This is a genomic window from Variovorax sp. YR750 (assembly GCF_900109805.1).
GTDB classification, from domain to species: domain Bacteria; phylum Pseudomonadota; class Gammaproteobacteria; order Burkholderiales; family Burkholderiaceae_C; genus Variovorax; species Variovorax gossypii.
Window position 1 is genome coordinate 227,003 of the sequence record NZ_FOBJ01000015.1, and the last position, 26,134, is coordinate 253,136.

At 65.5% G+C, this 26,134-nt stretch carries 27 protein-coding genes and 1 pseudogene; 16 read left to right on the top strand and 12 right to left on the bottom strand.

Annotation, left to right across the window (positions count from 1 at the left end):
* Window positions 1–181: 181 nt before the first annotated feature.
* Window positions 182–1,156, top strand: coding sequence for a hypothetical protein (locus tag BMY35_RS27925; RefSeq protein WP_093206250.1), 975 nt, complete (start codon window positions 182–184; stop codon window positions 1,154–1,156).
* A gap of 127 nt (window positions 1,157–1,283) precedes the next feature.
* On the opposite strand, the gene BMY35_RS27930 is transcribed toward BMY35_RS27925, so the two are convergent.
* Window positions 1,284–1,667: a response regulator gene (locus BMY35_RS27930; RefSeq protein WP_093206251.1), complete on the bottom strand. Its 384-nt coding sequence runs from the start codon at window positions 1,665–1,667 to the stop codon at window positions 1,284–1,286.
* Between the two features lie 83 nt (window positions 1,668–1,750).
* On the opposite strand from BMY35_RS27930, the gene BMY35_RS38390 reads away from it, so the two are divergent.
* Together BMY35_RS38390 and BMY35_RS27935 are read left to right on the top strand one after the other, a co-directional pair.
* Window positions 1,751–1,903 carry a hypothetical protein gene (locus BMY35_RS38390; protein WP_177213718.1) on the top strand — a complete coding sequence of 51 codons (153 nt, stop codon included), beginning with the start codon at window positions 1,751–1,753 and terminating at the stop codon, window positions 1,901–1,903.
* A 141-nt stretch (window positions 1,904–2,044) separates the two neighbouring features.
* Window positions 2,045–3,391, top strand: a pseudogene (locus tag BMY35_RS27935) (Nramp family divalent metal transporter); the annotation flags it as partial.
* 59 nt (window positions 3,392–3,450) lie between these two features.
* Here BMY35_RS27935 and BMY35_RS27940 read toward each other — a convergent pair.
* Complete coding sequence (locus BMY35_RS27940) at window positions 3,451–3,942, bottom strand: hemerythrin domain-containing protein (RefSeq protein ID WP_093206252.1); 492 nt, start codon at window positions 3,940–3,942, stop codon at window positions 3,451–3,453.
* Window positions 3,943–4,634: 692 nt separating this feature from the next.
* Between BMY35_RS27940 and BMY35_RS27945 the strand changes: the two genes are divergently transcribed.
* Both BMY35_RS27945 and BMY35_RS27950 read left to right on the top strand, forming a co-directional pair.
* Entirely contained in the window at window positions 4,635–4,979 is a 345-nt protein-coding gene (locus BMY35_RS27945) for a PRC-barrel domain-containing protein (protein ID WP_093206253.1), read from the top strand.
* Window positions 4,980–5,007: 28 nt separating this feature from the next.
* Window positions 5,008–5,355, top strand: coding sequence for a hypothetical protein (locus BMY35_RS27950; RefSeq protein WP_256229829.1), 348 nt, complete (start codon window positions 5,008–5,010; stop codon window positions 5,353–5,355).
* Window positions 5,356–5,400: 45 nt separating this feature from the next.
* Here BMY35_RS27950 and BMY35_RS27955 read toward each other — a convergent pair whose 3' ends face one another.
* The 7 genes from BMY35_RS27955 to BMY35_RS27980 all read right to left on the bottom strand — a co-directional run bounded on the left by BMY35_RS27955 (window position 5,401) and on the right by BMY35_RS27980 (window position 8,837).
* Window positions 5,401–5,796: a VOC family protein gene (locus tag BMY35_RS27955; RefSeq protein ID WP_093206254.1), complete on the bottom strand. Its 396-nt coding sequence runs from the start codon at window positions 5,794–5,796 to the stop codon at window positions 5,401–5,403.
* Between the two features lie 28 nt (window positions 5,797–5,824).
* Window positions 5,825–6,697 carry a glucose 1-dehydrogenase gene (locus BMY35_RS27960; protein WP_093206255.1) on the bottom strand — a complete coding sequence of 291 codons (873 nt, stop codon included), beginning with the start codon at window positions 6,695–6,697 and terminating at the stop codon, window positions 5,825–5,827.
* Window positions 6,698–6,738: 41 nt separating this feature from the next.
* Window positions 6,739–7,374 carry a cysteine hydrolase family protein gene (locus BMY35_RS27965; RefSeq protein ID WP_093206256.1) on the bottom strand — a complete coding sequence of 212 codons (636 nt, stop codon included), beginning with the start codon at window positions 7,372–7,374 and terminating at the stop codon, window positions 6,739–6,741.
* Window positions 7,375–7,393: 19 nt separating this feature from the next.
* Window positions 7,394–7,654, bottom strand: a complete 261-nt coding sequence (locus tag BMY35_RS27970) for a hypothetical protein (RefSeq protein ID WP_093206257.1) — start codon at window positions 7,652–7,654, stop codon at window positions 7,394–7,396.
* A gap of 137 nt (window positions 7,655–7,791) precedes the next feature.
* Complete coding sequence (locus tag BMY35_RS38885) at window positions 7,792–7,959, bottom strand: YetF domain-containing protein (RefSeq protein WP_371287198.1); 168 nt, start codon at window positions 7,957–7,959, stop codon at window positions 7,792–7,794.
* 42 nt (window positions 7,960–8,001) lie between these two features.
* Complete coding sequence (locus BMY35_RS38890; protein WP_256229831.1) at window positions 8,002–8,298, bottom strand: DUF421 domain-containing protein; 297 nt, start codon at window positions 8,296–8,298, stop codon at window positions 8,002–8,004.
* Entirely contained in the window at window positions 8,295–8,837 is a 543-nt protein-coding gene (locus tag BMY35_RS27980) for a DUF421 domain-containing protein (RefSeq protein ID WP_093206258.1), read from the bottom strand. The genes BMY35_RS38890 and BMY35_RS27980 overlap by 4 nt, the downstream gene beginning before the upstream one ends.
* An 867-nt stretch (window positions 8,838–9,704) precedes the next feature.
* Between BMY35_RS27980 and BMY35_RS27985 the strand changes: the two genes are divergently transcribed.
* The 3 genes from BMY35_RS27985 to BMY35_RS27995 are packed head-to-tail and all read left to right on the top strand — an operon-like array spanning window position 9,705 to window position 10,962.
* Complete coding sequence (locus BMY35_RS27985; protein ID WP_093206259.1) at window positions 9,705–10,040, top strand: hypothetical protein; 336 nt, start codon at window positions 9,705–9,707, stop codon at window positions 10,038–10,040.
* 54 nt (window positions 10,041–10,094) lie between these two features.
* A complete protein-coding gene (locus BMY35_RS27990) occupies window positions 10,095–10,532 on the top strand; it encodes an Hsp20/alpha crystallin family protein (protein WP_093206260.1) in 438 nt (145 codons plus the stop codon).
* A 19-nt stretch (window positions 10,533–10,551) separates the two neighbouring features.
* Window positions 10,552–10,962: an Hsp20/alpha crystallin family protein gene (locus BMY35_RS27995; RefSeq protein ID WP_093206287.1), complete on the top strand. Its 411-nt coding sequence runs from the start codon at window positions 10,552–10,554 to the stop codon at window positions 10,960–10,962.
* 429 nt (window positions 10,963–11,391) lie between these two features.
* Here the strand turns inward: BMY35_RS27995 and BMY35_RS28000 are convergent, their stop codons facing one another.
* Window positions 11,392–12,192, bottom strand: coding sequence for an IclR family transcriptional regulator (locus BMY35_RS28000; protein WP_093206261.1), 801 nt, complete (start codon window positions 12,190–12,192; stop codon window positions 11,392–11,394).
* A gap of 236 nt (window positions 12,193–12,428) precedes the next feature.
* Here BMY35_RS28000 and BMY35_RS28005 point away from each other — a divergent pair, with 236 nt between their 5' ends.
* The 4 genes from BMY35_RS28005 (at window position 12,429) to BMY35_RS28020 (ending at window position 17,740) form a co-directional block, all read left to right on the top strand.
* On the top strand, window positions 12,429–13,400 hold the full coding sequence (locus BMY35_RS28005; protein WP_093206262.1) for a tripartite tricarboxylate transporter substrate binding protein: 972 nt from the start codon (window positions 12,429–12,431) through the stop codon (window positions 13,398–13,400).
* 33 nt (window positions 13,401–13,433) lie between these two features.
* Window positions 13,434–14,225, top strand: a complete 792-nt coding sequence (locus tag BMY35_RS28010; protein WP_093206263.1) for an enoyl-CoA hydratase/isomerase family protein — start codon at window positions 13,434–13,436, stop codon at window positions 14,223–14,225.
* Between the two features lie 4 nt (window positions 14,226–14,229).
* Complete coding sequence (locus tag BMY35_RS28015; RefSeq protein WP_093206264.1) at window positions 14,230–16,329, top strand: acetate--CoA ligase family protein; 2,100 nt, start codon at window positions 14,230–14,232, stop codon at window positions 16,327–16,329.
* 73 nt (window positions 16,330–16,402) lie between these two features.
* Entirely contained in the window at window positions 16,403–17,740 is a 1,338-nt protein-coding gene (locus BMY35_RS28020) for an MmgE/PrpD family protein (RefSeq protein ID WP_093206265.1), read from the top strand.
* Between the two features lie 499 nt (window positions 17,741–18,239).
* On the opposite strand, the gene BMY35_RS28025 is transcribed toward BMY35_RS28020, so the two are convergent.
* Complete coding sequence (locus BMY35_RS28025; protein WP_371287200.1) at window positions 18,240–20,537, bottom strand: LamG-like jellyroll fold domain-containing protein; 2,298 nt, start codon at window positions 20,535–20,537, stop codon at window positions 18,240–18,242.
* Window positions 20,538–20,909: 372 nt separating this feature from the next.
* Here BMY35_RS28025 and BMY35_RS28030 point away from each other — a divergent pair, with 372 nt between their 5' ends.
* Both BMY35_RS28030 and BMY35_RS28035 read left to right on the top strand, forming a co-directional pair.
* The gene (locus BMY35_RS28030; protein ID WP_093206266.1) at window positions 20,910–22,907 is read left to right on the top strand and encodes a phosphatase PAP2 family protein; all 1,998 of its coding nucleotides are present in this window, start codon (window positions 20,910–20,912) and stop codon (window positions 22,905–22,907) included.
* A 243-nt stretch (window positions 22,908–23,150) separates the two neighbouring features.
* Entirely contained in the window at window positions 23,151–24,062 is a 912-nt protein-coding gene (locus BMY35_RS28035) for an amino acid ABC transporter substrate-binding protein (protein ID WP_177213719.1), read from the top strand.
* A gap of 180 nt (window positions 24,063–24,242) precedes the next feature.
* Here the strand turns inward: BMY35_RS28035 and BMY35_RS28040 are convergent, their stop codons facing one another.
* Complete coding sequence (locus BMY35_RS28040) at window positions 24,243–24,896, bottom strand: hydrolase (RefSeq protein ID WP_093206267.1); 654 nt, start codon at window positions 24,894–24,896, stop codon at window positions 24,243–24,245.
* Between the two features lie 153 nt (window positions 24,897–25,049).
* Here BMY35_RS28040 and BMY35_RS28045 point away from each other — a divergent pair, with 153 nt between their 5' ends.
* Together BMY35_RS28045 and BMY35_RS38900 are read left to right on the top strand one after the other, a co-directional pair.
* Window positions 25,050–25,946: a LysR family transcriptional regulator gene (locus BMY35_RS28045; RefSeq protein ID WP_093206268.1), complete on the top strand. Its 897-nt coding sequence runs from the start codon at window positions 25,050–25,052 to the stop codon at window positions 25,944–25,946.
* A 36-nt stretch (window positions 25,947–25,982) separates the two neighbouring features.
* A partial coding sequence (locus tag BMY35_RS38900) for a diguanylate cyclase domain-containing protein (RefSeq protein WP_256229854.1) occupies window positions 25,983–26,134 on the top strand: 152 nt, incomplete at its 3' end.

The following is a 26,134-nucleotide window of genomic DNA, read 5'->3' on the forward strand; positions in this document are numbered from 1 at the left end:
GCGCTCAACGTTCGGGGCCTTTTCAAGACGGAACCACCGCCTTAGGCCGGCCAGTTTCCGACCTTGGCGCAATCCCGGTAGCGGCGGCTTCCCCGCCTACCCGGCAAAAGCTTCACCGCCGACCCACGGGGCGTCTGCCGCTGCGCAGTGTGTTGCCTTATTTCAGGAACAGGAGAAAGCAATGGCCGAACTGACCGATCCTCTGCGCCGCAGTCCATTGGGGTCCGTATCCCTCGACGACGAGGCGTTTGCAGTGCGAGCCGCAAGCGGCGTCTCGTGGGGTGCGATCTTCGCGGGCGCAGTCGGCGCATGTGCGCTGTCGCTGATCCTGTTGCTGCTTGGCACCGGACTGGGTATGTCTTCGGTGTCTCCCTGGTCCGGGCAAGGCGCGAGCGCCACGGCCATTGGTATCTCGGCCATTGCCTGGATCACTTTCACGCAAATTGCCTCCTCCGGCATGGGCGGCTATCTGGCGGGCCGGTTGCGAACCAAGTGGGCCGGCGTGCACACCGACGAGGTGTACTTCAGGGACACGGCGCACGGCTTTCTCGCGTGGGCCGTGGCCACGCTGATCACGGCAGCGCTGCTCACTTCGACGATCGGAGCGATCCTGGGCACCGGAGCGCAAGCGGGGGCCACGGTCGCGGGAGGGGCTGCGTCCGCAGCCACCTCCGCCATGACAGGAACCCCTGGCGCTGCCGCAGGGAGGGAAGAGTCGGCTGGTAGGAGTGCCTACTTCGTCGACGCGCTGTTCCGCAAGGATCCGAACGCCGCAGCGGCGCCGGCCGACGGCGCGGCCGCAGCGCAGCAGGCCACGACGGAGCGATCCGGTACCGCCGCGTCGGTGGAGGTGGGGCGCATCTTCGCGAACGGCATCCGCGCCGGCAGCCTTCCGCCCGAAGACACGCGCTATGCCGGCCAGCTGGTGGCGCAGCGCACCGGCTTGAGCCAGCAGGATGCGGAGAAGCGCGTGAACGACACCTTCACCCGGGCCCAGGCCGGGCTCAAGGATGCGGAAGACAAGGCAAGGGCGGCCGCCGACACCGCCCGCAAGGCGTCCGCGTACAGCACGCTGTGGATCTTCATCTCGCTGCTGATCGGTGCCTTCGTGGCCAGCTTGAGTGCCACCTACGGCGGTCGTCGCCGTGACCTCTGAACCTCTTCTCACCCCAAACGGAGATGAACCATGCGCTCACTGCTTCTGTTTTTCCTCGGCGTGCCAATTCCCATCATCATCCTGATTGCCGTGCTATTCCATTGATGGTTTCGCACGGGCGCGATCCCTAGCCGGAATGATCCTCCGCTCGGGCGGCGCAATAGGTCAGGAATTCGTTGACTTCGGCCGCCTTGTCGAAGACCGCATCGGCGCCGAGGCGCAGGCACTCTTCCCGGTTGTCTTGCGAGGCCGCGTTGGTCAGCGCCACCACCGTGCCCTTTTGCGGGCAGTGGGCCAGCGATGCGAGCACGCCAAGCCCGGACCCTTGCGCAAGCAGCAGGTCCACCACGAGCAGGTGCCAGCCTCCTTCGTGCGCCTGAAGCCAGGTAACGGCCTCGGCCTCTGTCTGGACCGCCCCGATCACCTCGGCGCGCAGAAAGCCTTCGATCACGACCTTGAGACTGTCCTGTACCTGAGGCTCGTCCTCCACCAGGAAAACGCCAAACGTCATGGTTGCTCGGTCCTGCGGATGTTGAGATCTGCAGACGGTCTCCTGCCGGCACGGTCGCCGCTGTAGGCCGACATCGTGTCGTCGTGTTCGACAAGAAGTATTTGTGGGCGGCTCGCGCATTGGCTTCGGCTGCCAGGCAGGAAGCGGCCGGTGTGCGTGTGCGCGAACGCCGCCTCGTCGGACAACCGGCTGCGCGCAGGGAGGAATTGCTTGAAGAGCTTGGCACCACGACCTGAGTTTCCGTCGATCAAGGTTGGCAAGGCGGCAGCAAAGAGGCGTGGCCCCCACGGTATCGAATCTGCTGCGGCGTCCTACAAGAGGGGGCGGTGTCGAGCTTTACGTTCTGCCTCTCCTCGAACCAACCCGGATGAGAGACCATGGCCAAACAACCCGGTACGAGCGCCCAAGCTTCCTCCGTGCTCGTGGATAAGGCGGGTGACTTGGCGCCGCCCGATGCAACGCAAGAGGAGGAACTGTCCACGCAACACAAGCTGACGTTCTGGAACAAGCTCGGCCCCGGCCTCATCACCGGCGCGGCCGACGACGACCCGAGCGGCATCGCCACCTATTCGCAGGCGGGCTCGAAGTTCGGCTACGACATGGGGTGGACGCTGCTGCTGACCTATCCGCTCATGGTCGGTATACAGCTCGCCAGCGCCCGCATCGGCCGTGTCAGCGGTCGCGGCCTGACGGAAGCCTTCCTGCGGCTGTGGCCCCGCTGGGTGGTGTGGCTGCTCGTGGGCTCGCTGGTTGTCGCCAACGTCATCAACCTGGGTGCTGACCTCAACGCGATGGCCGACGTCGCCGCGCTGGTGGCGGGAGGCTCCAAGGTGGGCTATGCCATCGGTTTCGGAGCGGTGTCGCTGGTACTGCAGATATGGCTGCCCTACGAGCGCTACGTGCGCGTGCTCAAATGGCTCACACTGTCCTTGCTTTCCTACGTGGCGGTCGCTTTCACGGCGCACGTCGACTGGGCCGCTGCGGCCAAAGGGGCGCTGCTGCCGCACCTGCAGTGGAACAAGGAGTTCATCACCACCGGGGTCGCGATCCTGGGCACCACCATCAGCCCGTACCTCTTCTTCTGGCAGGCCTCGCAGGAGGTGGAGGAGATCGGGCGCGTGCCGCAGGACCAGGCACTCAGGCGCGCCCCCGCCCAAGTCCCGGGACAGCTGCGCCGCCTGAAGATCGACACGTGGGTGGGGATGGGCTTTTCCAACGCCATCGCCTTCTTCATGATCCTCGCCACGGCTGCCACCTTGCACGCGCATGGACAGACTTCCATCGAGACGACCGCGCAGGCGGCCCAGGCGCTCAAGCCGGTCGCGGGGGAGGCCGCTTTCGTGCTGTTCGGCATGGGCATCGTGGGTACGGGCCTGCTCGCGCTGCCGGTGCTGGCCGGGTCGGCCGCCTACGCGCTCGCCAGCCTGCTCGGCGTGCGCAAGGGGCTGGACCGAGCGCCGGGCAAGGCGCCGGCCTTCTACGCCATCCTCGCCGCCGCGATGCTGATCGGGTTGGTCATCGGCCTGTCGGGCATCAGCCCGATGACGGCGCTGGTCTATGCCGCCATCATCAACGCGCTGGCGTCGGTGCCGATCATGGTCGGTGTGATGCTGGCGGCGTCCAGCCGCAAGGTGATGGGCGAACTGGTGATCGCGCGCCGGCTGAAGGTCGTGGGCTGGGCGGCCACCGCCGTGATGCTGATGGCGGCCGTCGCGACGCTCGTGACGGCCTGGTCCCGACCCGATCGGGGAGCGCCGCTGCGCCGTCGGCGCCTGTCTTGGCCTCAGGCCATCACTTCCATCTCCGCCATCAGCTCTTCCTTGCGCTGCGCGAGCTGCTGGCGCATGGCGACGAGGTCGAGCCCGCGTGCCGCGCGTGCCTTCACGAAGATCTCGTTGCGCTCTTCCTTCACGTGATGGTCGATGTATTCGCCGAGCACTTTCACCTTGGCATCGAATTTCTCGTCGATCTCGGTGGCGTCCTGGAGCTGCGCAATCAGATCCTTGGCGCTGGCGTGCTCCACCTCGGCTTCATCGAGCAGATCGGTCTCCTTGATGGCTTCTCGCAAGGCCGGATAAAAGATTTCTTCCTCGAGCCGTGTGTGCACCTGCAGCTCCGTGCAGATCTGCATTGCGAGCTCGCGCTTCCTGTCCGGCGCGCTCGCGGCCCGGGAGTGGGCGAGCTCGTCGTAGGCCGTGAAAAGCTTCTTGACGTTCTTGTGGTCGGTGTCGAGAAGGCTGCAGGCATCGGGTGTGGCGCGATGGGTTGTTGGCATCGTGGGCTCCATGGTGTTGGACAGGGTTGAAGAAAAGGAAGAAGGGAGTCGGGAAGATGGAATGCGCGCCACCCGCGCGGCGTAGGAAAGCATCGGGCTCAGCTGGCGGCGCATGTCCACCTGCGCAACAAGCTGCAACACCCGGCTGCACCGAAGCACCGACCGGGAGGGGAATCGACCCGACGCGGCGCTTGAACGGTCAGTGGGTCGTCAAGGTCGGACGGCCGCCAGGCAAGTCGCTCTCCCACAAGGAAGCTTCCCGCTCGGGCAGAGAAAGAAGATCTCTTCAATCAACACGCAAGGATTCACGATGCAAGACGCAAGCCAATCACCGGACAACGACAAGCTGCTGGACCACCAGCGCACGCCGACTCCCACGCCCCAAGACGTGAAGCGTAAGGCCCCTGGGCAGCGACGCGACCGTCAGCCCGATGCGGGCCGCGCCCCCCACACGCAGCACCAACGCGGGACGGGCGAATGATGCCCAGGACCGATCACGGGCGTGACTTGGCGCGCTGTGCCTCGCAGTCGCCGGCCGTTCGGGATGGTCGGATTTGGAATGGGCGGATTTCCTACACCCCTGCGGTACCGCAACTGATGCCCATGTATTCGCACCGGAGGGAAACCCGCTGCCTGGGCTTTGCAAACAGACGTCGGCGTTTTCCCAGCGATGCCGGCAAGGATGATTCATCATGCAATCCACTTCCATTGCCAACGTGATCTCGTCGGATCGCGTTGAAGGGACCAAGGTCTACAACCCCTCCGGTGACAAGCTCGGCACGATCGACGACCTCATGATCGACAAGCTCACCGGCCAGGTGCGCTACGCAGTCATGGAGTTCGGCGGTTTTCTCGGCATGGGCACCGATCGCTACCCCATTCCCTGGAACCTGCTCAAGTACGACACCTCGCAGGATGGCTATGTCGTTCCGATCGACAAGACCATGCTCGAAGGCGCACCGCGCTACGCGCAAGACCAGATTCCGGACTACGACGACCGTTACAGTACGACCATCAACAAATACTACGGACTCTGAGGTGCGGGGGCCGCTTAGGTCGGATCACATGCCGGACACCTCAACAGCAAAGCGTGGCGTGCAGCAAGCATCAGGAAATCCCGGTTCCAGCATTCCCGCTTCCCCCAGCGACACCGACCTCGACAACGTGGGCGAGCGGCTTCTGACCTTTGTCTACCGCGGCTGGCTGGTTTCCTGTGGCACCCGTCGACTGAACGGAGGGTGCCACGAACCTGTCGTGTCCTGCCGGCCGAGCAATTCGGACGGGCAGAGCACCAGGTTGCCCGCCGACACCGACAACTCCGCTTACGCAACCGAAGCGGAAGCGTTGCGCCATGCCGAGCAGCAAGGCATGCGATGGGTTCAGGAGCGCACCGACCGGCAAAGCGATTTCTGATCGCGTCCAGAACGCGCTGCATGCGTCTGACGCAATGTCTTGACGCTAAGGTCGCGTGTGGACGAAGCAGAGCTTGTGGCCTTCCGGATCTCGGCAGTAGGCTGCGTAGAAGTCCGAGGCGTAACAGGGCCGCAAACCTGGTGGGCCTTCATCGCTGCCGCCCAGGGCCATGGCGGTGTTCCACGCGGCCTCGACTGTGGCGCGCCGATCAGCCAGAAAGCTTACCTGTGAGCCGTTGCCGACGGTGGCCTCCCGGCCGTCAAACGGGTGGTTGATCACGAACTGGGGCCAACGCTGTCCCGGCCGGCGCCAGTACACGCCTGCAGGTCCCACCTTTTCCAGCGCCGTGATTCGCTCCAGACCGAAGTGAACGAGCACACGGTCGTAGAAGTCGCACATGAGGGCCAGGTTGCGAACGCCGAGTTGAATGTGTGCGTACATGGTTGGATGCCTGCCGAGGCTCCGTCACTCAGATGAAGGGAACGCCTCCGGTCACAGCCACGGTGGCTCCGGAGATGTAGCTCGCCTGATCGGAGGCGAGCAGCACGTACACCGCCTGCAGCTCCGCCGGCTGGCCGGGCCGCTTCATCGGCGTTTGCATGCCGAAGTTCTTCACCTTGTCGGGCGGCAGGGTCGAGGGGATCAGGGGCGTCCAGAATGGGCCCGGCGCCACGCAGTTCACGCGGATGCCTTTCTCAGCCAGCAGCTGCGCCATGCTGCCCGACATGTTCTGGATCGCGCCCTTGGTAGCGGCATAGGCCACGAGCGTGGCGTTGGGCTTGTCGGCATTGACCGACGCGGTGCTGATGATCGCGCTGCCCGGCTCCATGCATGCGGCGGCCGCCTTGCAGAGGAAGAAATTAGCGTACACGTTGGTGCGGAAGGTGCGGTCGAACTCTTCCGCCGTGATCTCTGCCAGTTCCTTGTGCGCCATCTGGAAGGCCGCGTTGTTCACCAGGATGTCGAGCTTGCCGAAGCGCTCCATCGCGGAGGCCACCAGTTGCCTGCAGTGCGATTCCTCACGGATGTCGCCGGCCACGGCGACGCAGGTGCGACCTTCTTTCTCGATGAGTTGCGCGGTGCGCTGTGCGTCGGATTCCTCCTCGCCAAGGTACGAGATCAGCACATCCGCGCCCTCGCGCGCGAAGGCCAGTGCCACGGCGCGGCCGATGCCGCTGTCTCCGCCGGTGATGAGCGCGGCCTTTCCGATGAGCTTGCCGCTGCCGACGTATGAGGATTCGCCGAAGTCCGGCGGTGGCTCCATTCGTGATTCGAGACCCGGCGGGTTTTGCCCGGGCGTGTTGAAGGGGGGGCGCGGGGTGGCCGTAGTGGGATGTGTCATGGGTTTCTCCAAACAAGGGAACAAGCAGGAACAGGGATGGATCAGGACCTGTGCGCCCCCGCGGCGGGCAGGCGGATGCGCGAGCCTGAAGTGGTCGCGATGCCGAAGACCGTCGCGCACTGCTCGAGCAGCATCGCGTGGCGCCGTGCCGTCTGCGTGGCGGTGCAGTCCTTCGGAAGCACCACCTCGAAGTCGCGCATGCGGGCATCGGTGGCCGTGCTCAGCACGCACTGGTCGCTCGCCACGCCGGTCACGATGAGCCGGCGTGCCTGCAGCACGCCCAGCAGCTGCTCGAGCGGGGTGGCGACGAAGGCCGACTGCTGAGGTTTGAGCACGAAGTAGTCGTCATGGTCCGGCGCGAGGCTGGCCGTGACTTCCGGACCCTGACCGCCCCCGGTCATGGACAGGTCGACCAGCGCGCTGAAGTCGGAACGCCAGCGCCCGCGGTTGTCGTTGGCGTAGATCACCGGCACACCCCTTGCCTTGCACCGCCGCTTCAGCGCGGCGATGGGCGAGGCGACCTCCACCGCCGCGGGCAGCAGCTTGTCGGCGTCGGGAAAGTCCCAGCAGCTGATCATGTCGATGATGAGCAGGGCGGTTTCGCCATTGGCCGCCTCGACGGCCAGCGCGCCGCGCGGTGACGACGAACTGACGGAGAGGCGACGGGGCACAGCCATGCCGAAAAAATGGGATCGTTCAGCCTTGGCCGGGTTCGCGATGGGTCTGGGGCGTGAGGTCCTCGGTCAAGCCGAAGGGCGCGGAGTCGTCGTGCTTCGTGGCCGCCACGTCCTTTTTCTTGTCCTGCATGCGTTCGCGTGGCGCGGGGCCTGCGACGTCTTCGCCGGCATTGGTCTTGCGCGCGGTGAAGGACTCGGCGCCGCCGATGTTGTCCACACCGCCGCTGGTGGTGGGTCGGCTGCCGTCTCCAGTGCTGGCGATGCGGGTGTTGCTGCTCATTGCGTTCTCCTTGCCTTGGGATGAGAGGGAAGTCGGCAAGGCCTAGAGTGCTCTCGGTGGTTGCCTCCGCGAGTGAAGCAATCGCCGTTGCTGCGGGTCGGCGCTTTCTTACGCGGGAACGGAGAAAGGAGGCTCAGTCAGGGCCGCCGCTTGACGATGCTCAGCTTGCCGTCGCGCTCGAGTACTGCGCGCTCCACCTCGTCCAGCGGCACGCCGCCGGCCTGCTGGCGCAAGGCCTCGTCGAGGTCCTTGGGGGACACCAGCGCGTGGCGCATGGCGTTCTTGTCCATCCGGCCGTCGCGCACCAGCGTGATCTCGTGGCCGTTGACCAGGTCTTCGAAGCCTTGCTAACGCATGCTGGCCAGGGCTACCAGCCGGTGCGTGACGACAAGCGCCGCACCGGCGGCCATGGTGCTCCAGAAGGGCGATGCACCGACTACCGCGCGGCTCAGCACCGCGCCAAGGAGTACCGTGATGCAGGTGTCGAACGGACTCTGCTGCCCGAAGGAGCGACGCCCCGATGCGCGAATCATCACCAGCGCGAGGAAGAAGACCGCGAGCGCCCGTGCGGCCATCTGCCAGGGAGCGAGTTCCGACCCCTCGCCGAAGAGCCAGTCGATGAACTGCATCGGCGTCGTCATCATTGGGCTGGCGGCTTGGAGGCCTTGGGTGGCTGATGGCGGTCGGAGGCTTGCTCCTTCTTCTCTTTCTTAAACACGCTGAGCGTCCCGTCGCTCTCCAGCCGCGCGATGCGCACCTCCGAGAAGTCTGCGATGCCTTGCTCGCGCAGCTTGCCGCGCAGTTCGTCCGTCTTGATCATCTCGCGCCTCAGCGCACGGCGGTTCAGCCTGCCATTGCGGATGAGCACCTCGGGGCGAGGCTCCAGGAAGCGGGCGACGCAGTCGAAACGAAAGCTCAGCCAGTCGAGCGCGAAGTTCCACGCGACCAGGGTTGCGAGCAGCACGAGGCCGTCGTCGACGGACTTGTATTCGCCCTGCATCGCATTGCTCGATGCATCGGCGACCAGCACCACGAAGAGCAGGTCGGCCACGCCCATGGAGCCGATGTCGCGCCGCAGCACGAAGCGGAACACGAGGAGCAGAAACCAGTACACGACCGTGCCGCGCACCACCATGTGCCACACGGGGAATTCACGGGCGAAAAGATTCGCGACTTCGCTCATGGCTGCTCGTTGACTTGGGAATCGATGCTCAACCTAGAGCCAACCGCATCGGCGCTATGTCAGCAAGGACTTCAGAGGCCTGTAGGCGCCAGAGATGCAAGCGACCGACTAACAGGGCCTTGTGCATGCATCTTCGAGCAGCGTCAGGACATGCGCCGGCCGAAAAAACACCACCGCGCCTGGCTCTGCCTACGCGACACGACAAGGATATCCAGCAAGGCCAGTCCGGGCTGCCGCTTTAAGGTTGAAAGCTGTTGTCCGGGATCGGGTCTATTCTTCGCGAATGAGCACCGAGTTGAAGGCTATCAATTTGCCCGAAGGATGGACTTGTTTTATGGAGGTGAAACCGACGGCCGAAGGAACGTTCTCTGGCAGGGTCCAAATACACCAAGGGCACCATACCCGGTGTGTACTGATCCTGACCCAGTGCCCGACAAGGGAAGCTTTGGTTGACCTCTTTCAGCATCGGGTGGAAGGGTACATTGCCAGCTTGAATGGCCCGCGAGGCAACGATGTTTCGCAGCCATGAATGAGCTGCCTCAAAGGGGTTGCCGTGCTGCGAGTCTGCGCAGTCGCGCAAGCAACGTGAGAAGCTCGGGTCGGAGCTGGCGCGTTGAACAAGTGACGAACGACCCCTGCGCTCAGCATGCGCGAGTCGCTCTCACGGAGCCTTCGTCATGAAAAAACCGCCCGAAGTCGGCCTTTTTCTCCCACGCCGTAGCCAACCTAACGGCGCCGCCAGGGAGAAAGGGTGATCAGCACTATCAGTGCTTCAACCCGATAGAAAAATTTCCATCTTGAAATCGGCGAAGCATCGCCTATCTTCTCCTCCGTCGGAAACTGGTCGACCGAAAAGGAGGTACTGCAATGACCATGAACTTGCTCAAGCAAATCGCCGGCTCTCGCCTACCTGTCACGTTCTATCGCAGCGGGGACATTGATCAGGTCCGGATACTTCGGGCCGCCGGGCTTGTCGTAGCCCTGGTGCCATCGCCCTCGGATCCGCTGTCCATGTCCGGTTCCGCCTCGGCCGCGCAAGTGCTGGCCATCACGCAGAAGGGGCGTGAGGAACTGGCGAAATTCAACTATCCGGAATCGCGACCTCCGCGCTGGCGATACCGCTCGCCGCGCTTCACGGCACGGGCTCGCTCCTACGCGAGCGGGCCTCCACAGTCGAGCAGTTCGCAACATCTGCCCCATTAAGGACCTCGGTCCGTTTTCAGGTCGTATTCGTTCCAGATATTTGGAGGCTTAGCCATGTACCGATCTTTCTTCCCGCGCGACATGCTTGCGGAAATGGATCGCCTGCAGCGGGACATGCAGCAGGCGTTCGACCTGGCCCCCACCATCCGGGGCTTCGGCAGCAACGGTTTCCCGGCACTGAATGTCGGCGCGACTGCTCAGGCTGTGGAAATCTATGCCTTTGCGCCTGGCGTCGACCCGGCCACCCTGGAGGTCCACCTCGAGCGCGGTCTGCTGACGATCGCCGGCGAGCGCAAGAGCGTGCTGCCCGGGGCGGACGCGAAGGCAGCCGTGCACATCAACGAGCGCTTCGAGGGAGCGTTCCGCCGCATGCTCACGCTGCCCGACGACGCAGACCCCGAAGCGGTCGACGCCAAGCTGCGCGACGGCGTACTGCACATCACCGTTCGCCGCCGCGCGTCGGCGCAGCCGCGACGCATCACCGTCCAGTGAAATCAAGGAGATGAACACCATGAACAACGACATCCAGACTCGTTCTTCCGGTGCTCCGGCCAGCACCGATCCCCGGCAGAAGGCGTCGCGCTACGGCAACGCCGCACTCACGCCTCCCGTCGACGTGGTCGAGGACGCGGGCGGTATCACCCTCTATGCCGACCTTCCGGGCGTCTCGCGCGAGAACCTGAGCCTGCATGTGGAAGCGGAGACCCTGACCATCGAAGCGGAGTCGAGCCTGACCGTGCCCGATGGCCTGAAGACCAGCCACACCGAGGTCGGGCTCGGGCGTTTCCAGCGCGTCTTCACGCTCAGCAAGGAACTGGACACCGAGAAGGTGGCCGCTGAACTGGTGCAAGGTGTGCTCAAGCTGCGGATACCCAAGGCCGAGCACGCGAAGCCGAGGCGGATCAACGTCGAAGTGGCCTGAGCGGCATCAGCGCCGAGGCGCATAGATGCGCTTCGGCGCTGGTTAGCACCGGATGCCTCAGACCTCGTCCCGACGGCCGTGTCTGCACCTGGCCGGGGCGAATCCCGACGTAGCTTGTCACCACGACGAAAGCGAAACGCTCAACGACATTTCGCCCCGGGGGAAGTCTCGCGCGCTCAAAAGACGGCAATGTCGACCTTTGCTGCGCGAGTTGATGGGCGTTCCGGGCCAACGAAAAGACCGTCCCCGATGCGCAACGCGGACGTGACCGGGTCATGCTCTGGCCTGTCTACCTCGGGATCGAACATCTTCGGCGTCTGTTTCACGTCGAAGGTAGGCCGGACGCGCGGATTGATTTGTCAGTAGGCGGTCAGCCGCCACGAACATCCCGACGCGCGTGGTTGAGGAATCGGCAGGCCATCGGATGACTCAACCGGACCTCGGCTCCTGCAGAAGCAGTTCATGACGGACGGCTTGCGCCAAGCCGAGAAGCGCCGGTCCCAGGTCCTGCGCGATCGCAGCAATCGACTCCCGGGTCGAAAGGCTGACGTTCAGTACGTAGATGGTGCCTTCCACCTGCAGCGGCGTGGCCAGCGCGACGACCTCGGGTTGCCAGGCCGCGGCGCAAAAGCCTTTGGTGCGCACATCGGCGCACGCTTGCCCGATCTCGGTCTCGATTTGCTTCCAGCGCACGCGGCGTTGTGAAAGAAGCCGCATGAGCTGGGCCCTGTGCTGCGGCGCGAGCACAGCCAGGTATGCGCGTCCGAGCGAAGTCAGTTCCATCGGCACGCGTTGGCCGGAGACCACGTGGCGCAGCGCCGCACGCTTGGCATAGCGAATGGATTCCAGGTAAACCATTTCCTCCCTGTCGGGCGCGGCCAGTCCTACGTTGATATGGCGATGCCTGGCCAACTCCAGCATGAGCGGGGCCGCTGCCTGCAAGACGCGCGACGCGGTCCGCATCGCATGAGAAAGGCTCAGGACCGCTGGCGCCAACCGGTAGGCCCGTTCGGCTTTGTCGAGTTGCAGCATGCCGCTGCCCACCAGCGTTTGCGTGAGCCTGCTCACCGTGGCCTTGGACAGGCCGGTGCGCTCGGCCAGTTCGCCATTGCCCAGCAACTCGGAGCCGGGACGGAATGCGCGAAGGATCTCTATTCCCCGTTCCAGCGAGCGGTTCGTGGGTGATCGACCGGGCTTTTGGTCGAGGAAATGGCGAGCTTGGTCAGTCATGTCGTGAGATGCAGCGGCTTTGCGAGGCCGGCTCATGCCCCGCTCTCGTTCATCACATGGTTCCGAGCCGAGCGAGCTCTTTCCGGCGTGGGCCATCTTAGGATAATTCCAACCAGTGGAATTGGGCTGCCCTGAATGAATCACTTCCTCCTAAAGTTCATGAACCCACCCGCGGCGTAGCCAAGAACGCTCGCGATCACAAGGGATTCATTGCTTGGCTCTGGAGACATCAGATCATGGTTGCCTATGGCTTGCGCCGACTGCGCGCGCTTTTCTTTCTTTTCCTCGGCCTCGCCGCGTTCGGCGTGGCATTCGCCTATCCGGACAAGCCCATCCGCATGGTCGTGCCCTTCGCGCCGGGCGGAGGAACCGACCTGATCGCCCGGACGCTGGGTGCGGAGATGTCCAAGGATCTCGGCCAGCCCGTGATCGTCGACAACAAGCCGGGCGCCGGAACGCTGATCGGCACGGACAACGTGGCCAAGAGTGCGCCTGACGGCTACAGCGTCGTGGTCGCCTCGTTCGCCCATGCCGTCAACCCGGCGCTGCAGCCCAAGCTTCCCTACGGCAGCAACAAGGCCTTCGCGCCCGTCCTCCTCATCGGTCGCGGACCCAACGTGCTGGTGGTGCGCCCCGACAGCCCCTACAAGTCCGTGGCCGACCTGCTCGCCGCCGCGAAGGCCAATCCCGGCAAGCTGACCTTCGCATCGCAGGGCGCTGGCACCTCCGCCCACCTGGCCGGCGAGATGTTCGCCAACCTCGCGAAGGTCAAGCTCTCGCACATTCCCTACCGGGGCGCGGGTCCCGCGCTGACCGATCTGCTGGGCGGACAGGTCGACATGATGTTCGCCACCGCGGCGGCGGTGTCCACCTTCGTCGACACCGGCAAGCTGCGCGCGCTGGGCGTGACCACGGCCGAGCCGTCGCCGGCATTCAAGGGCGTTCCGGCCATCGCCGCCAGCGTGCCTGGCTACCTGGTGGAGAGCTGGTACGGCCTGTACGTGCCGGCCGGTACGCCGCCCGCGGTCATCGAGCGTCTCAACGCAGCCGGCCGCAAGGCCGCCCGCGCACCCGACTTCGTGCGGAAGATCGAGCACGAAGGTCTTGCGATCAATGCCGGAGCGCCGGCGGAACTCGACAGCTACGTGCGAACCGAGGAAGAGCGGTGGGCGCGCGTCATCAAGGAAAACGGCATCAAGCCCGATTGAACGGCCGACTCGGCCGGCCCAGGAAAACAGCAAATGACCTACACCCTCATCGACTTCCAGGTGACGGACGCCATCGCGACCGTGACATTCAACCGCCCGGACAAGCGCAACGCCATGAGCGACGACATGCGCACCGAATTCATCGACGTGCTGGAGCGCGTGACCGCCGACAAGGCCATCCGGGCGATGGTGCTGACCGGCGCGGGCAAGGGCTTCTGCGCCGGCGGCGACATCAGCGGGATGCAGAAGCGCATGAACGCGCCGGCGGGCGAGGTTGGTTTCAACGGCTGGCATCGCCAGCAGCGCGTGCACCATGTGCAGGCACTGCTCCACACCATGCCCAAGCCGGTGATCGCGGCCGTCAACGGCGCTGCTTCCGGGCTGGGGGCGGACACCGCGATGGCCTGCGACTTCGTCATTGCCAGCGAGTGGGCCAACTTCGCCTGGAGCTATGTGCTGCGCGGCATCATTCCCGATGGCGGCGGCATGTACTTCCTGCCGCGCCGCGTGGGCCTGCCCAAGGCGAAGGAACTGATTTTCACCGGCCGGCAGGTGAAGGTGGACGAAGCCCTCGCGCTGGGCATCGTCGATCGCAAGACCAGCGGCGAGACCTTGCTGGCCGACGCGCAGGCATGGGCGCGCGAGCTGTCGTCCGCGTCCTCCACCGCGCTGGCGCTGACGAAGACCATCCTGAACCAGAGCTTCGAGCTCTCCTCGCACGACGTGTTCGCGCGGGGCAGCCAGGCGCAGGGCATCTGCTACACCAGCAGCGAGCACCGCGCGTCGGTCGAGGCCTTCCTGGCCAAGACGGCTTCGAAGGAGTGAGGCCATGAACGAAGCCATCGCCAAACTGCTTTCCCCGCGCAGCGTCGCCGTCATCGGCGCCTCGGCCGATCCCAAGAAGACCACGGGCCGGCCCGTGGCCTACCTGCAGAAGCACGGCTTCGCGGGGCGGATCATGCCGGTGAACCCCAAGGTCGAGCGCATCGGCGAGCTGCCGTGCTATCCCGACATCGCGTCGCTGCCGGAAGTGCCGGACGTCGCCGTCGTGCTGCTCGGCGCCGAGCGCGCGCACCTGGCGGTGAAGGAGTTATCGCAGCGCGGCTGCGCCGCGGCCATCGTGCTGGCCAGCGGCTACACCGAGACCGGCGAAGAGGGTGCGCGGCGCCAGCAGCAGTTGGTCGAGGCGGCGGGGCCGATGCGCATCCTGGGGCCCAACACCATCGGGCTCGTCAACCTCACGGACAACATTGTCCTGTCGCCGTCCGGTGCGCTGGAGATGGACGAGTTCCAGGCCGGCGGCATCGGCGTGGTCTCGCAAAGCGGGGGCATCCTGGGCTCGCTGCTGTCGCGTGCCGCGGCGCGCGGCATCGGCCTGTCGAAGCTGATCTCCACGAGCAACGAAGTCGACCTCGAACTCGCCGATTTCATCGACCACCTGGCCGAGGATCCGGCCACGAAGGTGATCGCGCTCTATGTCGAAACCGTGCGCGACCCCGGCAGGTTCCGCGCCGCATGCCTGAAGGCCGCGCGACTCGGCAAGCCGGTGGTGGCCTTCAAGATCGGTCGCTCGGAAGCGGGCGCCAAGGCCGCCGTGTCGCACACCGGCGCGATGGCGGGCGCCGACAGCATGTACGACGCGCTGTTCAGGCAGGTCGGCGTGATCAGGGCGCAGAGCTTTTCCGACCTGCTGGACATTCCCGCCGCACTGTGCACGGGCCGCAAGCTGCGCGGCAGGCGTGTCGCCATCCTTACTTCCACCGGCGGCGCCGGCACGCTGGTGTCGGACGACCTGGGCGTGGCGGGTTTCGACACGCCCGCGCCCGACGTTGCCACCGCCGATGCGCTGCGCGCGCTGCAGACCGGCAGCGAGGCCGTGCTGGACCGCAACCCCATCGACGTGACGCTCGCGGGCCTGCGACCCGACCTGCTGCGCGGCGCCATCGATGCGCTGCTGGCGAGCCCGAGCTACGACGCGCTGGTGATCATCGTCGGCTCCTCCAGCCTGGCCATGCCCGAGCTGCTGGCCGGTGCCATCCAGAAATGCCTGCCGAACTCCGACAAGCCGGTGATGGCCTACGTGAGCCCGCATGCGCCCGAAGTGGGAGCACTGCTTACGCGGCGCGGCGTGCCGGCATTCACCGCCGCCGAGAGCTGCACCGCCGCGCTGGCCGGCATGCTGCGCGTGCAGCGCTTCGTGGCGTCCATGGAAGACGTCGCGGCCCTGCCGCCGGTGGAGGCCGGTGAGCTGCTCTTGGGTTCGCTCGACGAGGCGCAGGCCAAGCAATTGTTCTCGCGCTTCGGCGTACCGTGCGCCGCGGAACGGGTGGTCGCTGCGCCGGCCGAGGCGGAAGCCGCCGCGCGCGAGCTGGGCGGGCGCGTCGTGCTCAAGATCCTGTCGTCGGAGATCACGCACAAGAGCGACGTGGGCGGCGTCGCGGTCGGTCTGACCGGCGACACCATCGGCGAGCGCATCGGCCGCATGGCGGCCGAGGTGAAGGCCCGCACCGGCGTGCATCCGCAGCGCTTCCTCGTGCAGGAAATGGTGTCGGGCGGCACGGAGCTGATCCTGGGCATGCACCGCGATGCGCTGGGCACCGCCATTCTGTTGGGCATGGGCGGCGTGACGGCGGAGCTTTTCAAGGACACCACCATGCGGCTGCTGCCGCAGGACGCGCAGGGGCTGAAGCCGCTGGGCCGCGCCGAGGCGCTGTCGATGGCGCACGACCTCAAGACCTGGCCGCTGCTGGATGGCTTTCGGGGCAGGCCGAAGGCCGACGTCGAGGCGTTGGTCGATGCGATCGTCGCCTTCTCGGGGATGGCGGCGCAGCTTGGCGAGCGCCTGGTCGAGGCCGAGATCAATCCCGTCTTCGTGCTGCCGCAGGGGCAGGGCGTGCGTGCCGCCGACGGGGTAGCCGTGCTGGCCTGAGCGGTTGGCCGGCAGCACGCGCTGTCGCCTCCCGTCTTCTTTTTCTCTTCTTCTCGAACCGATCGGACACCCCGTGCACGCCACCGAAGTATTCGCCCGCTACGCCACCGAATTCCGCCAGGCCCGGCTGGACGACGAGGTGCTGCATCACGCCAAGCGCGCGGTGATCGACTGGCATGCCGCGCTGTTCCCCGGCCTGGAAGTGGCGCCCATGCCGCAGCTTCGTACGCTGCTTGCCGACGACATCGGCCGCGGGCGCGCCCGCCTGCCCAACGGCCGCCTCGCGACACCTCGCGCGGCCGCCCTGCTCAACGGCACCGCCGCCCACGCAGCCGAGGTGGACGACAGCTTCCGCGATGCCATGTACCACCCCGGCGCGGCCACGGTGGCGGCGGCGCTGGCCGTCGCGCAGGACCGCAACGCGAGCGGGCTGGACTTCCTGCGCGGCGTGGTGCTCGGCTACGAGGTCTCGACCCGCATCGGCGTGACGATGGGGCGGGCGCACTATCGCCACTGGCACAACACGGGCACCGTGGGCACCTTCGGTGCTGCTTCCGCCGCCGCGGGCCTGCTGGGACTGCACGGCCAGCCCTTCGCCCATGCGCTGGCCACGGCCGCCACTTTCGCGGCGGGGCTGCAGCAGGCCTTCCGCATGGATTCGATGTCCAAGCCCCTGCATGCGGGCCGGGCCGCCGAAGGCGGCGTGCTCGCCGCCCAGCTCGCCGCGCAAGGCGTGACGGGCTCGCTGGACGTGCTCGACGGCGAGGCCGGCTTCGGCCGCGCCATGAGCGACGGGCCGGACTGGTCGAAGGCGGGCGACACGCTGGGGCGCGACTTCCACATCACGCGGCTGACCTTCAAGAACCACATCGGCTGCGGCCATACCTTCGCCGCCATCGACGCCGCGCTCGAACTGGTGCGCCGGCATGGCCTGCGGCCCTCGGACATCCAGCGCGTTCACGTGGCCACCTATGGTCCCGCGCTGGACATCGCCTGCTACGAGGACCCGCGCACGGAGAACGAAGCACGCTTCAGCATGCGTTTCGTGATGGCCACGGCGCTGGTGCATGGCAGCGTGCGGCTCTCGGCGTACACGCCCGAGCGGCTGGTGGATGCAGACACGCGCGCCATGATGGCGCGCGTCGCGACCGCGGTCGATCCCGAACTCGATGCTGCCTTCCCCGGGCGCCGCTCGGCGCGCGTGGAGATCGAGACGGTCGACGGCCAGCGCCACGTCTGGCTGCAGCCTGACCGCAAGGGCGACCCCGAGCTGCCGCTGTCGGACGCGGAGCTCGAGGACAAGCTCCTGGAGCTGGCGGCGCCGGTGATCGGCATCGAGCGCGCGCGCACGCTGCTGCGCAACATCTGGTCGCTGGACCGGGCGGGTGAACTGCAGGGACTGGGAGGATGAACGCGTGCAAGCCGGCTTCGCTGCCGCGCATCGGCAAACGGCAATGAATAGGCGAAAAACATGGCTGCCATAGGCGCCATGTGCTTACCCTTGGTCCGGGTCCCGGAAAGACTTCGGGTATGGAGACAACAAACACCACTGCACAGGCTGCGACGCAGGCCCGCGTCGCCCCGAAAGTTGATCACCTACCCTTCGGCGCGCGACGGTACCGAAGTCCACATCGAGTACGCCGACGAAGGCCGCGGGCCAGCGACCTGCATCCTTCCTGTTGATTTCCATCTCGAAGTGCCCCAGCTTTCCGTGAGGCGTTGATCCGCATGCAGAGCTCAGCCTGCCTGATGAACAATGATCAGGGAGGACATTTCAATGGAGCAACGCTCGATGGAAGTGTGGGTCGATCGCGCGCGGGAATCCACAGCTGGCCTGCAAGGCTTCGGTCACACCGCTGCCGTCGTTGTCCGCCACCGGCAGGCTGGCCCGAGGGGAGCAGACAGTCAGATCAGGAGGCCCGCGCCGTCAGCCACTTGTCGGCAGTCAGGGGCACGCCGACGATGCGCATCTCGCCGATGCTTCCCAGGAAGCCCGTCGACATGTTGCCGGCCCACTGCCCGCAGCCGATCGCGAGCTGCTGCGTGGGGGCCACGAACTGGATGCCCTGCATGTTGGTGTTGTTGCGCAGGACGGGCGCACCCTCCACGTACATGGTGGTCGCATATGAAGCTGCGGGGTCGTTGACGATGGCGACGTGCAGCCACTGGCCGGCCGACACGCCGCCCGACCAGCAGGTCAGGTTGGTCGCCTGGTTCACCGGAGCGACCTCCCACTGGAATTCCATCAGGTTCGAGAAGGCGAACATCAGCGCGCAGTCGCCATCGTCCGAGGCGAAGCCAGGCAGGTTCGACCGCGCCCCCAGGCGGTACAGGATGCCCATCCAGCCGTTCTTCGTCGCATCGAAGCCCGGGTCGATGTACACGAACGCCTCGATGGTGTAGCCCTTGGGGAAGGTCTCCACGTTCAGTGCCGAGGCCTGGTCGGTGGTGAAGTAGGTGAACCTGGTTTTCGTGGCGTTCAGGAAGCGCAGGCTGCCGGGCGCGGCCGACAGCGGGTGATGGCTCTTCGACCAGACCAGGTCGCCTGATTGTCCTGCCCACGTGTTCACCGAGACGGGGTTCTTGCCTCCCGCAGAGACGTCCTGGATCTGCTGTCCGGGCTGATAGGGGAAGAGATCGCCCTCCGCGGCCGTCACGTTGAAGAAGCGCCAATGGGCGAGCGTGTTGTCGACCTTCGGATAGTCGTCGGGGCCCGACGGCAGCGCGGCCGCCTTCTGCGGAGGCTGGCTGTAGTTCGTCAGGATGAGCGTCTTGGCCGCATCGGTCAGGCTGCCGTCCATCGACCCCGCGGGCACGGAGAAGCCAGGATTGAAGGAAGAAAACCGCTGCGCGAAGTCCATGTCCAGCGTGAAGGACTGGTTCGAATCGGACAGCCAGGCGGCATCGAACTCGTTGAGCGTCGCGGCCGGCTTCAGCGGCACCCACGGCGAGAACGAGCTGGCGACGATCTTCTTGTTGGTCAGGTCGAACTCGAACATGCGCATCAGGCCGTTGCCGCCCATGTAGGCCATCTGGTAGTCCACCACCATCAGGTGGACGTCGTTGCCGCGGGAGTTTTTCTTCGTGCCGATGCACGAGCCGTGGTAGTGGCCGCTGACGGCCATGAAGATCTGGTCGTTGTCCTTGATCAGCTTGTCCCACATGTAGTTCGAGTAGGCCGTGTCCGCCGCGGTCTTGCCGTCGCTGCCGATGCCGACCAACTGGTGATTGACCAGGATGACGGGGATCGTCTTGTTGGCCTGGACGACCTGGTTGGCCCAGGCGATCGCGTCGTCCGACGCCCGCCACGACATCGAGAGCACCAGGAACTTGTTCCCCTCGGCTTCGAAGACGTGGTATTCGTGAAAGCCGGATGCGTGCCGTCCCCCGAAGGTGGCCTGCCGCTTCGCGCGGTTCGCGGGAAACACCTGCAGGTAGGGCTCGAACAGGCCCACGCGGTGGCTGCCGCCGTCCTGGTAGCCGTCGTTGTTGGCGAAGCCCGTGACGCCGACGCCCCAGTCGGGTCCCCACTGCATGTCCGAGCCGATGGCGCCCACGTCATGGTTGCCGGCGCAGATGGAGTAGGGGCACTTGGCGGCCTCGAGCACCTGCATCGCCTGGCTGGCAAGCTCCCATTCCTTCGTGACCTGCCCGTTGCCGATCTGGCCGTTGCCCACGAGGTCGGTCGTGGCGCTCCAGGGCGTCGAGCCTTCGGCCTTGTAGTACCAGGACTGGTCGACGATATCGCCCAGATGGATCGTGAACGGCATTTTCAGCTGGCTGGCGTTCTGGGCGATCCATTGCGTCTGGGTCTTGAAGGGGTTGTCGTATTTGGGATCAATTCCCGCATAAAGCTTCTGATAGAGCTCGCCCATCTTTTCCGACGCATAGCGGGGATAGAACTGGGTATCCGGAAGCACGGAAATCGTGAAGCTGGATATTTTCTGGGGCGTGGCGCCCGGTGCTGCAGGCGGGGCACTGGCAGGCGAGTTCGTCGACGATGTGCCGCCGGTCCCTGTCGCCGGAAATGGAAATACGCCTGCGCCATTGCTGCCGCCGCCACCGCAGCCCGGCAGTGCGGCAGCCGCCACGCCCGTGACAGAGCCAGCCAGCATCAGTTTCAGCAATTCGCGGCGCCTGTTTTCGGGGACGCGTGCCAATTGATGGAGATCTATGTTCTTGCTATCGAGGGATATGTGTTTTGTCATGGCATTTGAATTCGGAATGCATCAAATTCTTTTTCCGGCATCCGATGAGTCCGGAAGGCGCAAACTTTATGGATTGAATATGATGCTTTCGTGAATTTATTGCCGCATAAATTCGCGTATTCAAAGGCCATTGCCTCAATATTCCGGGTAATCGGCAAATTGATTTTTGGCAATTAAGGAATTGATCTGACGCGTGGCTGACCGGATGGCTCGGATCGGTCAATTCAGCCGTTTTCGGGGCACCGGCGCCACACGATGGGGCGCCGTGCGTCGGCGTTCATGGGAATGACTTCTTGCGTCCCTAGATTGCCGGGGCCGCGGGCATCGCCCGCTCTGCGCAGAGCCTTCACTTCTCCCTCCATTCATTTCTCCATGGCCCATCTCCTGCCCTCCGCCCGTCCCTTTGCCATCACCCTCGTCGCAGCCCTGTGCCTCTCGGCCTGCGGTGGTGGAGGCGGCAGCGGCGTCTCGTTCCCGATCGCCGCAACGCCACCGGCTGCGACCAATCCGTCCGCCGTGGTCGTGGCCGGCCCGCCGAAGGACCTGGGCTTCACCGACACGGCGCCCGTGCCCGACACCGTCGCCGTACCGCCCTTCGTCGACAACGTCGCGACCAACCAGCGCGGCGATGCGCGCTACGCGACCAAGGACACCAATGCCGGCGTGCGCGTGGTCGCCGGCTTCCTCGACTTCTGGCAGCCCAGCACGCTGCTGGTCGACGCAGGCGTGTCGGCCCCCGCGCAGGGAAGCTTTCCGGCGGTCGTCGCCTCCACATGGAGCGGCGTCCCGGGCGACGCCACCGATGGAAAGATGCTCAACACCGATGTGCTGAACCGCAACATCCAGTACGTCGTCGACGCCACCAACGCACGCACCAGTGCGCAGGAACTGGCCGCCTATCTCGACGACCGCCGCGGCAAGGGCTACAGCATCAGCGACGGCATGGGCCCGCTCACGAGCGCCTGGCGCACGGCCACGCAGCAGGTCACCACCATCACCGGCATCGCAGCGGACGCCACCACGGTGCTCTACAACGACGGCGGCAACGACGTGGGCGTGGCCGGCGCCGCGAACCCGGGCTTCGGCACGGTGGTCGACCTGCTCAAGAACATCGGCGAGAACGGCTCCACCGAGCCGGCCAAACGCTTCTACAAGTACGCACGGCCCTGGCGCTGGAGCAGCAGCGTGAAGGTGGTGCCCGCGCTGGAGCCTGCCAAGAGCGGCACTCCGGCCACGGACGGCGGCTTCGTGAGCGGCCACACGGCCGAGGCGGTGCGCGATGCGATCGCCTCCGCCTACGTCGTGCCGCAGCGCTTCCAGGAGATGGTGGCGCGCGGCCTCGAGCTCGGCGAGAACCGCATCCTCGCGGGCATGCATTCGCCACTGGACGTGGTCGGCGGGCGCCTGCACGGGCAGGCCGTGGCAACCGCGAGCCTTGCCACCGGCGCCAACGCCGCGCGCAAGGCCGCGGCCTATGCCCAGGCGCAGAGCGTGCTGACGGCCGCGGTGGGCGCGGGCGATGCCGCCGCCTTCAACGCCTTTGCCCATTCGCAAGGCACCGCCACCGACCGCTTTGCGGACCATGCGGCGAGCAAGGCCGACTACCTGCGCCGGCTGACCTTCGGCTTCAAGCCGGTGGGCGACACCACCAAGCCCGCCGTGGTGCCCAAGGGAGCCGAGGTGCTGCTCGAAACGCGCCTGCCTTACCTCGACGCGACGCAGCGCCGCGTGGTGCTCAAGACCACGGCCGTGGCCTCGGGCTATCCGGTGATGGACGATCCCGAAGGCTGGGGCCGGCTGAACCTGTTCGACGCAGCCGATGGCTACGGCGTCTTCAACGGCGATGTGGTCGTGACCATGGACGCCGGCCTCGGCGGCTTCAACGCGCTGGACAGCTGGCGCAACAACATCTCCGGCGCCGGCAAGCTCACGAAGAAGGGCAGCGGCACGCTCGCGCTCGGCGGCAGCAACAGCTACACGGGCGGCACGCAGCTCGTGGCGGGCACGCTGCAGGCGGATGCCGCTGGGGCCTTCGGCCAGGGCAACGTCTATGTCGGTGGCGGCACGCTGGTCTGCAATGCACCTTCGACGGTCACGATGGCGGGCGCCTACACGCAACTGGCGGGCACGACGCTGCAACTGAATCTGGGCGGCAACGGCGCCGGCAGGCTGAACGTGGCCGGGGTGGCCGCCCTGGATGGCACGCTGAACCTGAGCTTCAAGCCCGGCTTCGCGCCCGGCGCAGGCGACACGCTCACGGTCATCAGCAGCGGAGCCCTGACCGGCCGCTTCTCGGCCATCAATGCGCCGGGCTTCAAGGTCACGCCGACTTACACGGGGACTCAGCTCATCGTGCGCTTCGACGCATGAAGGCAAGCGTCTCGCAGGCCCGTCCTGACGGTCTGCGAGACGCTCGCGCTACCGTCGATTGCTTTGAAAAATGAGTGCCTGCATTCCATTCTTCAGGGCTAGTAGAAAGCACGCAGTCCGCAAATAATCGCCGCGCACTTCTCGATGACGCATGCAGGCGGAACTCGACACGCACTCGCGGCCGGATTTCCTCCCGTTGGACGGCTGAGCCCATAGATACCCGTTGAGGTTCTCGCAGTCCCTATGTACTTTTCACCCATGCATGTGGTGCGCGCCACCATGATTCCGCTCGTTGTCGCGCTGGCAGCGTCGCCGGCACAGGCTGCTGGCGACACGATGAGCAAGATTCGTGAAACGCGCACGATCGTGCTCGGTGTGCGCGAGGCCGTGCCACCCTTTTCGTTCGTCAATGCACAAAAGCAGCCTGCTGGCTATTCGATCGACTTGTGCCTGAATGCCGTCGAAGAGATCAAGCGCGAACTCAAGCTGCCCGACATCAAGATTCAGTACAAGCTCGTGACCGGGCCGGAACGCATCCCGAAGCTGCTCGCCGGCGACATCGACCTGGAGTGCGGTTCGACGACCAACACCGTGGCTCGCCAGGAGAAGGTTGACTTCAGCTACACCTTCTTCGTGGCCGGGATGCGTGTGCTCACGGGCAAGGACCTGCATGTGGCGGCAGTGAAGGACCTCAATGGCCTCTCGGTGGCGCTGAGCAAGGGCTCTACATCCGAAAAGCTCTTCAAGCAACTCGCCGGTACAGATCTGCGCGAGGCGAAGCTCATCACCTACGAGAACAACGGCGAAGCCTACAAGGCGCTCAAGGAAGGCAAGGTGCGCGCCTTTGCGCAAGATGATTCGCTGTTGCAAGGCCTGGCCTCGAATGACGGGACGCTCGACAAGCTGAACTTGAGCAGTCTCGCCCTGTCGGTCGAACCCTATGCGGTGATGGTGCGCCATGGCGACACCGCGCTCTTGGCGGCCGTCGATCGCAGCCTCGCGCAGTTGTATGCGAGCGGCCAGATCAACGCGCTTTACGACAAGTGGTTCAAGACCGATACGCTCACGATCAAGATGGGGCGCCTGACGCGCGACAGTTTTGTCCGGCCGAACAAGCAGGCCGGCATCGCGATGGTCCTCGGCTATTCGATCTGAGGCACCGTCTGGTGTGCGCACCAGCAGTTCGTCCGCTCAGCAGCGGATGTGGCCGCGCACAGCGACGAAGTCGCCTTCAGCTCAGGCCGGGTTCGGAGCAGACGGGTTCGCGGGAGAGGGCCTGCGACCGCTCGGCGACCGGCGCCTGCAATGCATCCCGGCCCTTCGTCCCCGCTCGGATCATCCAGCGTTGCCGGGCGCAGGCGTGTTGAGCAGCTGCTGTTCCCACAGGTACGCGATACCGCTGCCGCCGACGTGCTGCTTGAGCACTTCCGTCAGCTCTGCGACATGTTCCGTCCTGGCCCAGTCACGCTGCCATTCCGAGACCACCGCCAACCACGTCATCATGTTCGCGCCCGCGCGGATCATGCGCTGGATCGCGACCTCGTGGGCCTCCACCGAAGTGCCGCCCGACGCATCCGTGACCACCGTCACGTCCCAGCCCTCGCCCAGCGCCTGGATCGCCGGCATCGCGACACAGACCTCGGTCCACAGGCCAGCGATGATCAATTGCTTGCGCCCCGTTGCCTTGACCGCATCGACAACCTTCCGATCCTCCCAGGTGTTGATGAAGGTCCGGTCGATCACTTCCTGATCGGGGAACACGTCCGTGACGTGCGGGAAGATCAGACCACCTCGAGCCGCGATCACGCTGGTCAGGATGGTGGGGACGCCGAAGGCCTTGGCGGACTTGGCCAAGGCGGTCGTGTTGTTCACCACCGCCTGCGGGTCGTGGCTGTTCAGATTGGCGAGCTGGTAGGGCTGGTGGTCGATGAGAACGAGTACCGAGTCTTCGGGACGAAGAAGCGAAGCAAGGCCGTTGCGAAAAGTCATGGATGGATCCTTTGTGCCGGTGTGAGCGGAATTGCCCTTCGGGAAACATGCGTCGTCGACGATGCGGCCCGACCTCAGGATTGTGTTGTTCCCCTTTTTGACGCGGTAGTACCATCCCGCAGCGAGCTGTGTCGCAGAAAGAGGAACACCGATTTGGACATCGAAGAGCTGCGGACGTTCGTGGAAGTCGCCGATGCCGGCGGGGTTTCGGCTGCCGCGCTCCGGCTCGGCGTGTCCAAGTCCATCGTCAGCCGTCGCCTCTTTCGACTTGAAGCGGAACTCGGTGTCCAGTTGCTTGCGCGATCCACCCGCGGCGCTGCTCTCACTGAAGCCGGGACCACGTTCCGGGACCACGCAGCCAGGGTCTGCGCCGAGATCGACGCGGCCCGGGAAACGATCCTGCCCGCCGGTGAACTTCGCGGCCGCCTGCGTGTTGCCGTGCCGTTTTCTCTGGGCCCGACTCACTTCGCTCCCATCCTTGCGGAAATGGCACGACGCCACCCTCGGCTTCATATCCAGACCTGCTACAGCGATCGCTTCGTTGACCTCATCGCTGAGGGTTACGACTGTGCGATACGGGTTGGCTATCTTCCGGACTCCAACTTGATTGCAAGACGCATCGGCCCGATCCACGGGAAGCTCGTCGCGAGTCCGGACTATGTCAAGGCGCATGGGTCGCCCGAGACACCGGAGGAACTCGCCGCCCATCAGGCCCTCATGCAGGGAGCCGAGGCCTGGCAACTTATGGACGGCGACAAGGTCATCACGGTCCGTCCGCAAGGGCGCTTCAAGGCCGACAACGGCACGGCTTTGGTCGCCGCAGCCACAGCAGGACTCGGGATTGCTTACCTGCCTGACTGGCTCACCCATGAACATTTGGCTTCCGGGGCACTCGTGCCGGTCATGACACGTCATCCACCACCCCCGGCCGGTGCCTATGTCATCCGGCCACCAGGGCAGCATCCCGCGCGGAAGGTACGGGTCCTCACCGAGCTCCTGATCGAGTATTGCGACCGGTCTGCGCACCCGGCAGGCGCTGAATCTGCCTGAGTGGTGCGTCGACACTGACCGTGATGGTGTGCCGGGGTGAAACTGGCGGCACTCGCCTCCGGCGAGTCATGGCAGGTCAACGGATCGCCCGGCGCGCTGATGTACCTGGACATCGACGGGTTCAAGCGGATCAACGACCAGTTCGGACACCAGGCGGGAGACGAACTGCTGCGGGGCTTTGCGGGCAG

What these genes read in the sequence shown, in the direction of transcription:
- BMY35_RS27925 (WP_093206250.1), top strand. Translation starts at nt 182, where the DNA reads ATGGCCGAACTGACCGATCCTCTGCGCCGCAGTCCATTGGGGTCCGTA.
- BMY35_RS27930 (WP_093206251.1), bottom strand. Translation starts at nt 1,667, where the DNA reads ATGACGTTTGGCGTTTTCCTGGTGGAGGACGAGCCTCAGGTACAGGAC.
- BMY35_RS27940 (WP_093206252.1), bottom strand. Translation starts at nt 3,942, where the DNA reads ATGCCAACAACCCATCGCGCCACACCCGATGCCTGCAGCCTTCTCGAC.
- BMY35_RS27945 (WP_093206253.1), top strand. Translation starts at nt 4,635, where the DNA reads ATGCAATCCACTTCCATTGCCAACGTGATCTCGTCGGATCGCGTTGAA.
- BMY35_RS27950 (WP_256229829.1), top strand. Translation starts at nt 5,008, where the DNA reads ATGCCGGACACCTCAACAGCAAAGCGTGGCGTGCAGCAAGCATCAGGA.
- BMY35_RS27955 (WP_093206254.1), bottom strand. Translation starts at nt 5,796, where the DNA reads ATGTACGCACACATTCAACTCGGCGTTCGCAACCTGGCCCTCATGTGC.
- BMY35_RS27960 (WP_093206255.1), bottom strand. Translation starts at nt 6,697, where the DNA reads ATGACACATCCCACTACGGCCACCCCGCGCCCCCCCTTCAACACGCCC.
- BMY35_RS27965 (WP_093206256.1), bottom strand. Translation starts at nt 7,374, where the DNA reads ATGGCTGTGCCCCGTCGCCTCTCCGTCAGTTCGTCGTCACCGCGCGGC.
- BMY35_RS27970 (WP_093206257.1), bottom strand. Translation starts at nt 7,654, where the DNA reads ATGAGCAGCAACACCCGCATCGCCAGCACTGGAGACGGCAGCCGACCC.
- BMY35_RS38890 (WP_256229831.1), bottom strand. Translation starts at nt 8,298, where the DNA reads ATGATGACGACGCCGATGCAGTTCATCGACTGGCTCTTCGGCGAGGGG.
- BMY35_RS27980 (WP_093206258.1), bottom strand. Translation starts at nt 8,837, where the DNA reads ATGAGCGAAGTCGCGAATCTTTTCGCCCGTGAATTCCCCGTGTGGCAC.
- BMY35_RS27985 (WP_093206259.1), top strand. Translation starts at nt 9,705, where the DNA reads ATGACCATGAACTTGCTCAAGCAAATCGCCGGCTCTCGCCTACCTGTC.
- BMY35_RS27990 (WP_093206260.1), top strand. Translation starts at nt 10,095, where the DNA reads ATGTACCGATCTTTCTTCCCGCGCGACATGCTTGCGGAAATGGATCGC.
- BMY35_RS27995 (WP_093206287.1), top strand. Translation starts at nt 10,552, where the DNA reads ATGAACAACGACATCCAGACTCGTTCTTCCGGTGCTCCGGCCAGCACC.
- BMY35_RS28000 (WP_093206261.1), bottom strand. Translation starts at nt 12,192, where the DNA reads ATGACTGACCAAGCTCGCCATTTCCTCGACCAAAAGCCCGGTCGATCA.
- BMY35_RS28005 (WP_093206262.1), top strand. Translation starts at nt 12,429, where the DNA reads ATGGTTGCCTATGGCTTGCGCCGACTGCGCGCGCTTTTCTTTCTTTTC.
- BMY35_RS28010 (WP_093206263.1), top strand. Translation starts at nt 13,434, where the DNA reads ATGACCTACACCCTCATCGACTTCCAGGTGACGGACGCCATCGCGACC.
- BMY35_RS28015 (WP_093206264.1), top strand. Translation starts at nt 14,230, where the DNA reads ATGAACGAAGCCATCGCCAAACTGCTTTCCCCGCGCAGCGTCGCCGTC.
- BMY35_RS28025 (WP_371287200.1), bottom strand. Translation starts at nt 20,537, where the DNA reads ATGACAAAACACATATCCCTCGATAGCAAGAACATAGATCTCCATCAA.
- BMY35_RS28030 (WP_093206266.1), top strand. Translation starts at nt 20,910, where the DNA reads ATGGCCCATCTCCTGCCCTCCGCCCGTCCCTTTGCCATCACCCTCGTC.
- BMY35_RS28035 (WP_177213719.1), top strand. Translation starts at nt 23,151, where the DNA reads ATGTACTTTTCACCCATGCATGTGGTGCGCGCCACCATGATTCCGCTC.
- BMY35_RS28040 (WP_093206267.1), bottom strand. Translation starts at nt 24,896, where the DNA reads ATGACTTTTCGCAACGGCCTTGCTTCGCTTCTTCGTCCCGAAGACTCG.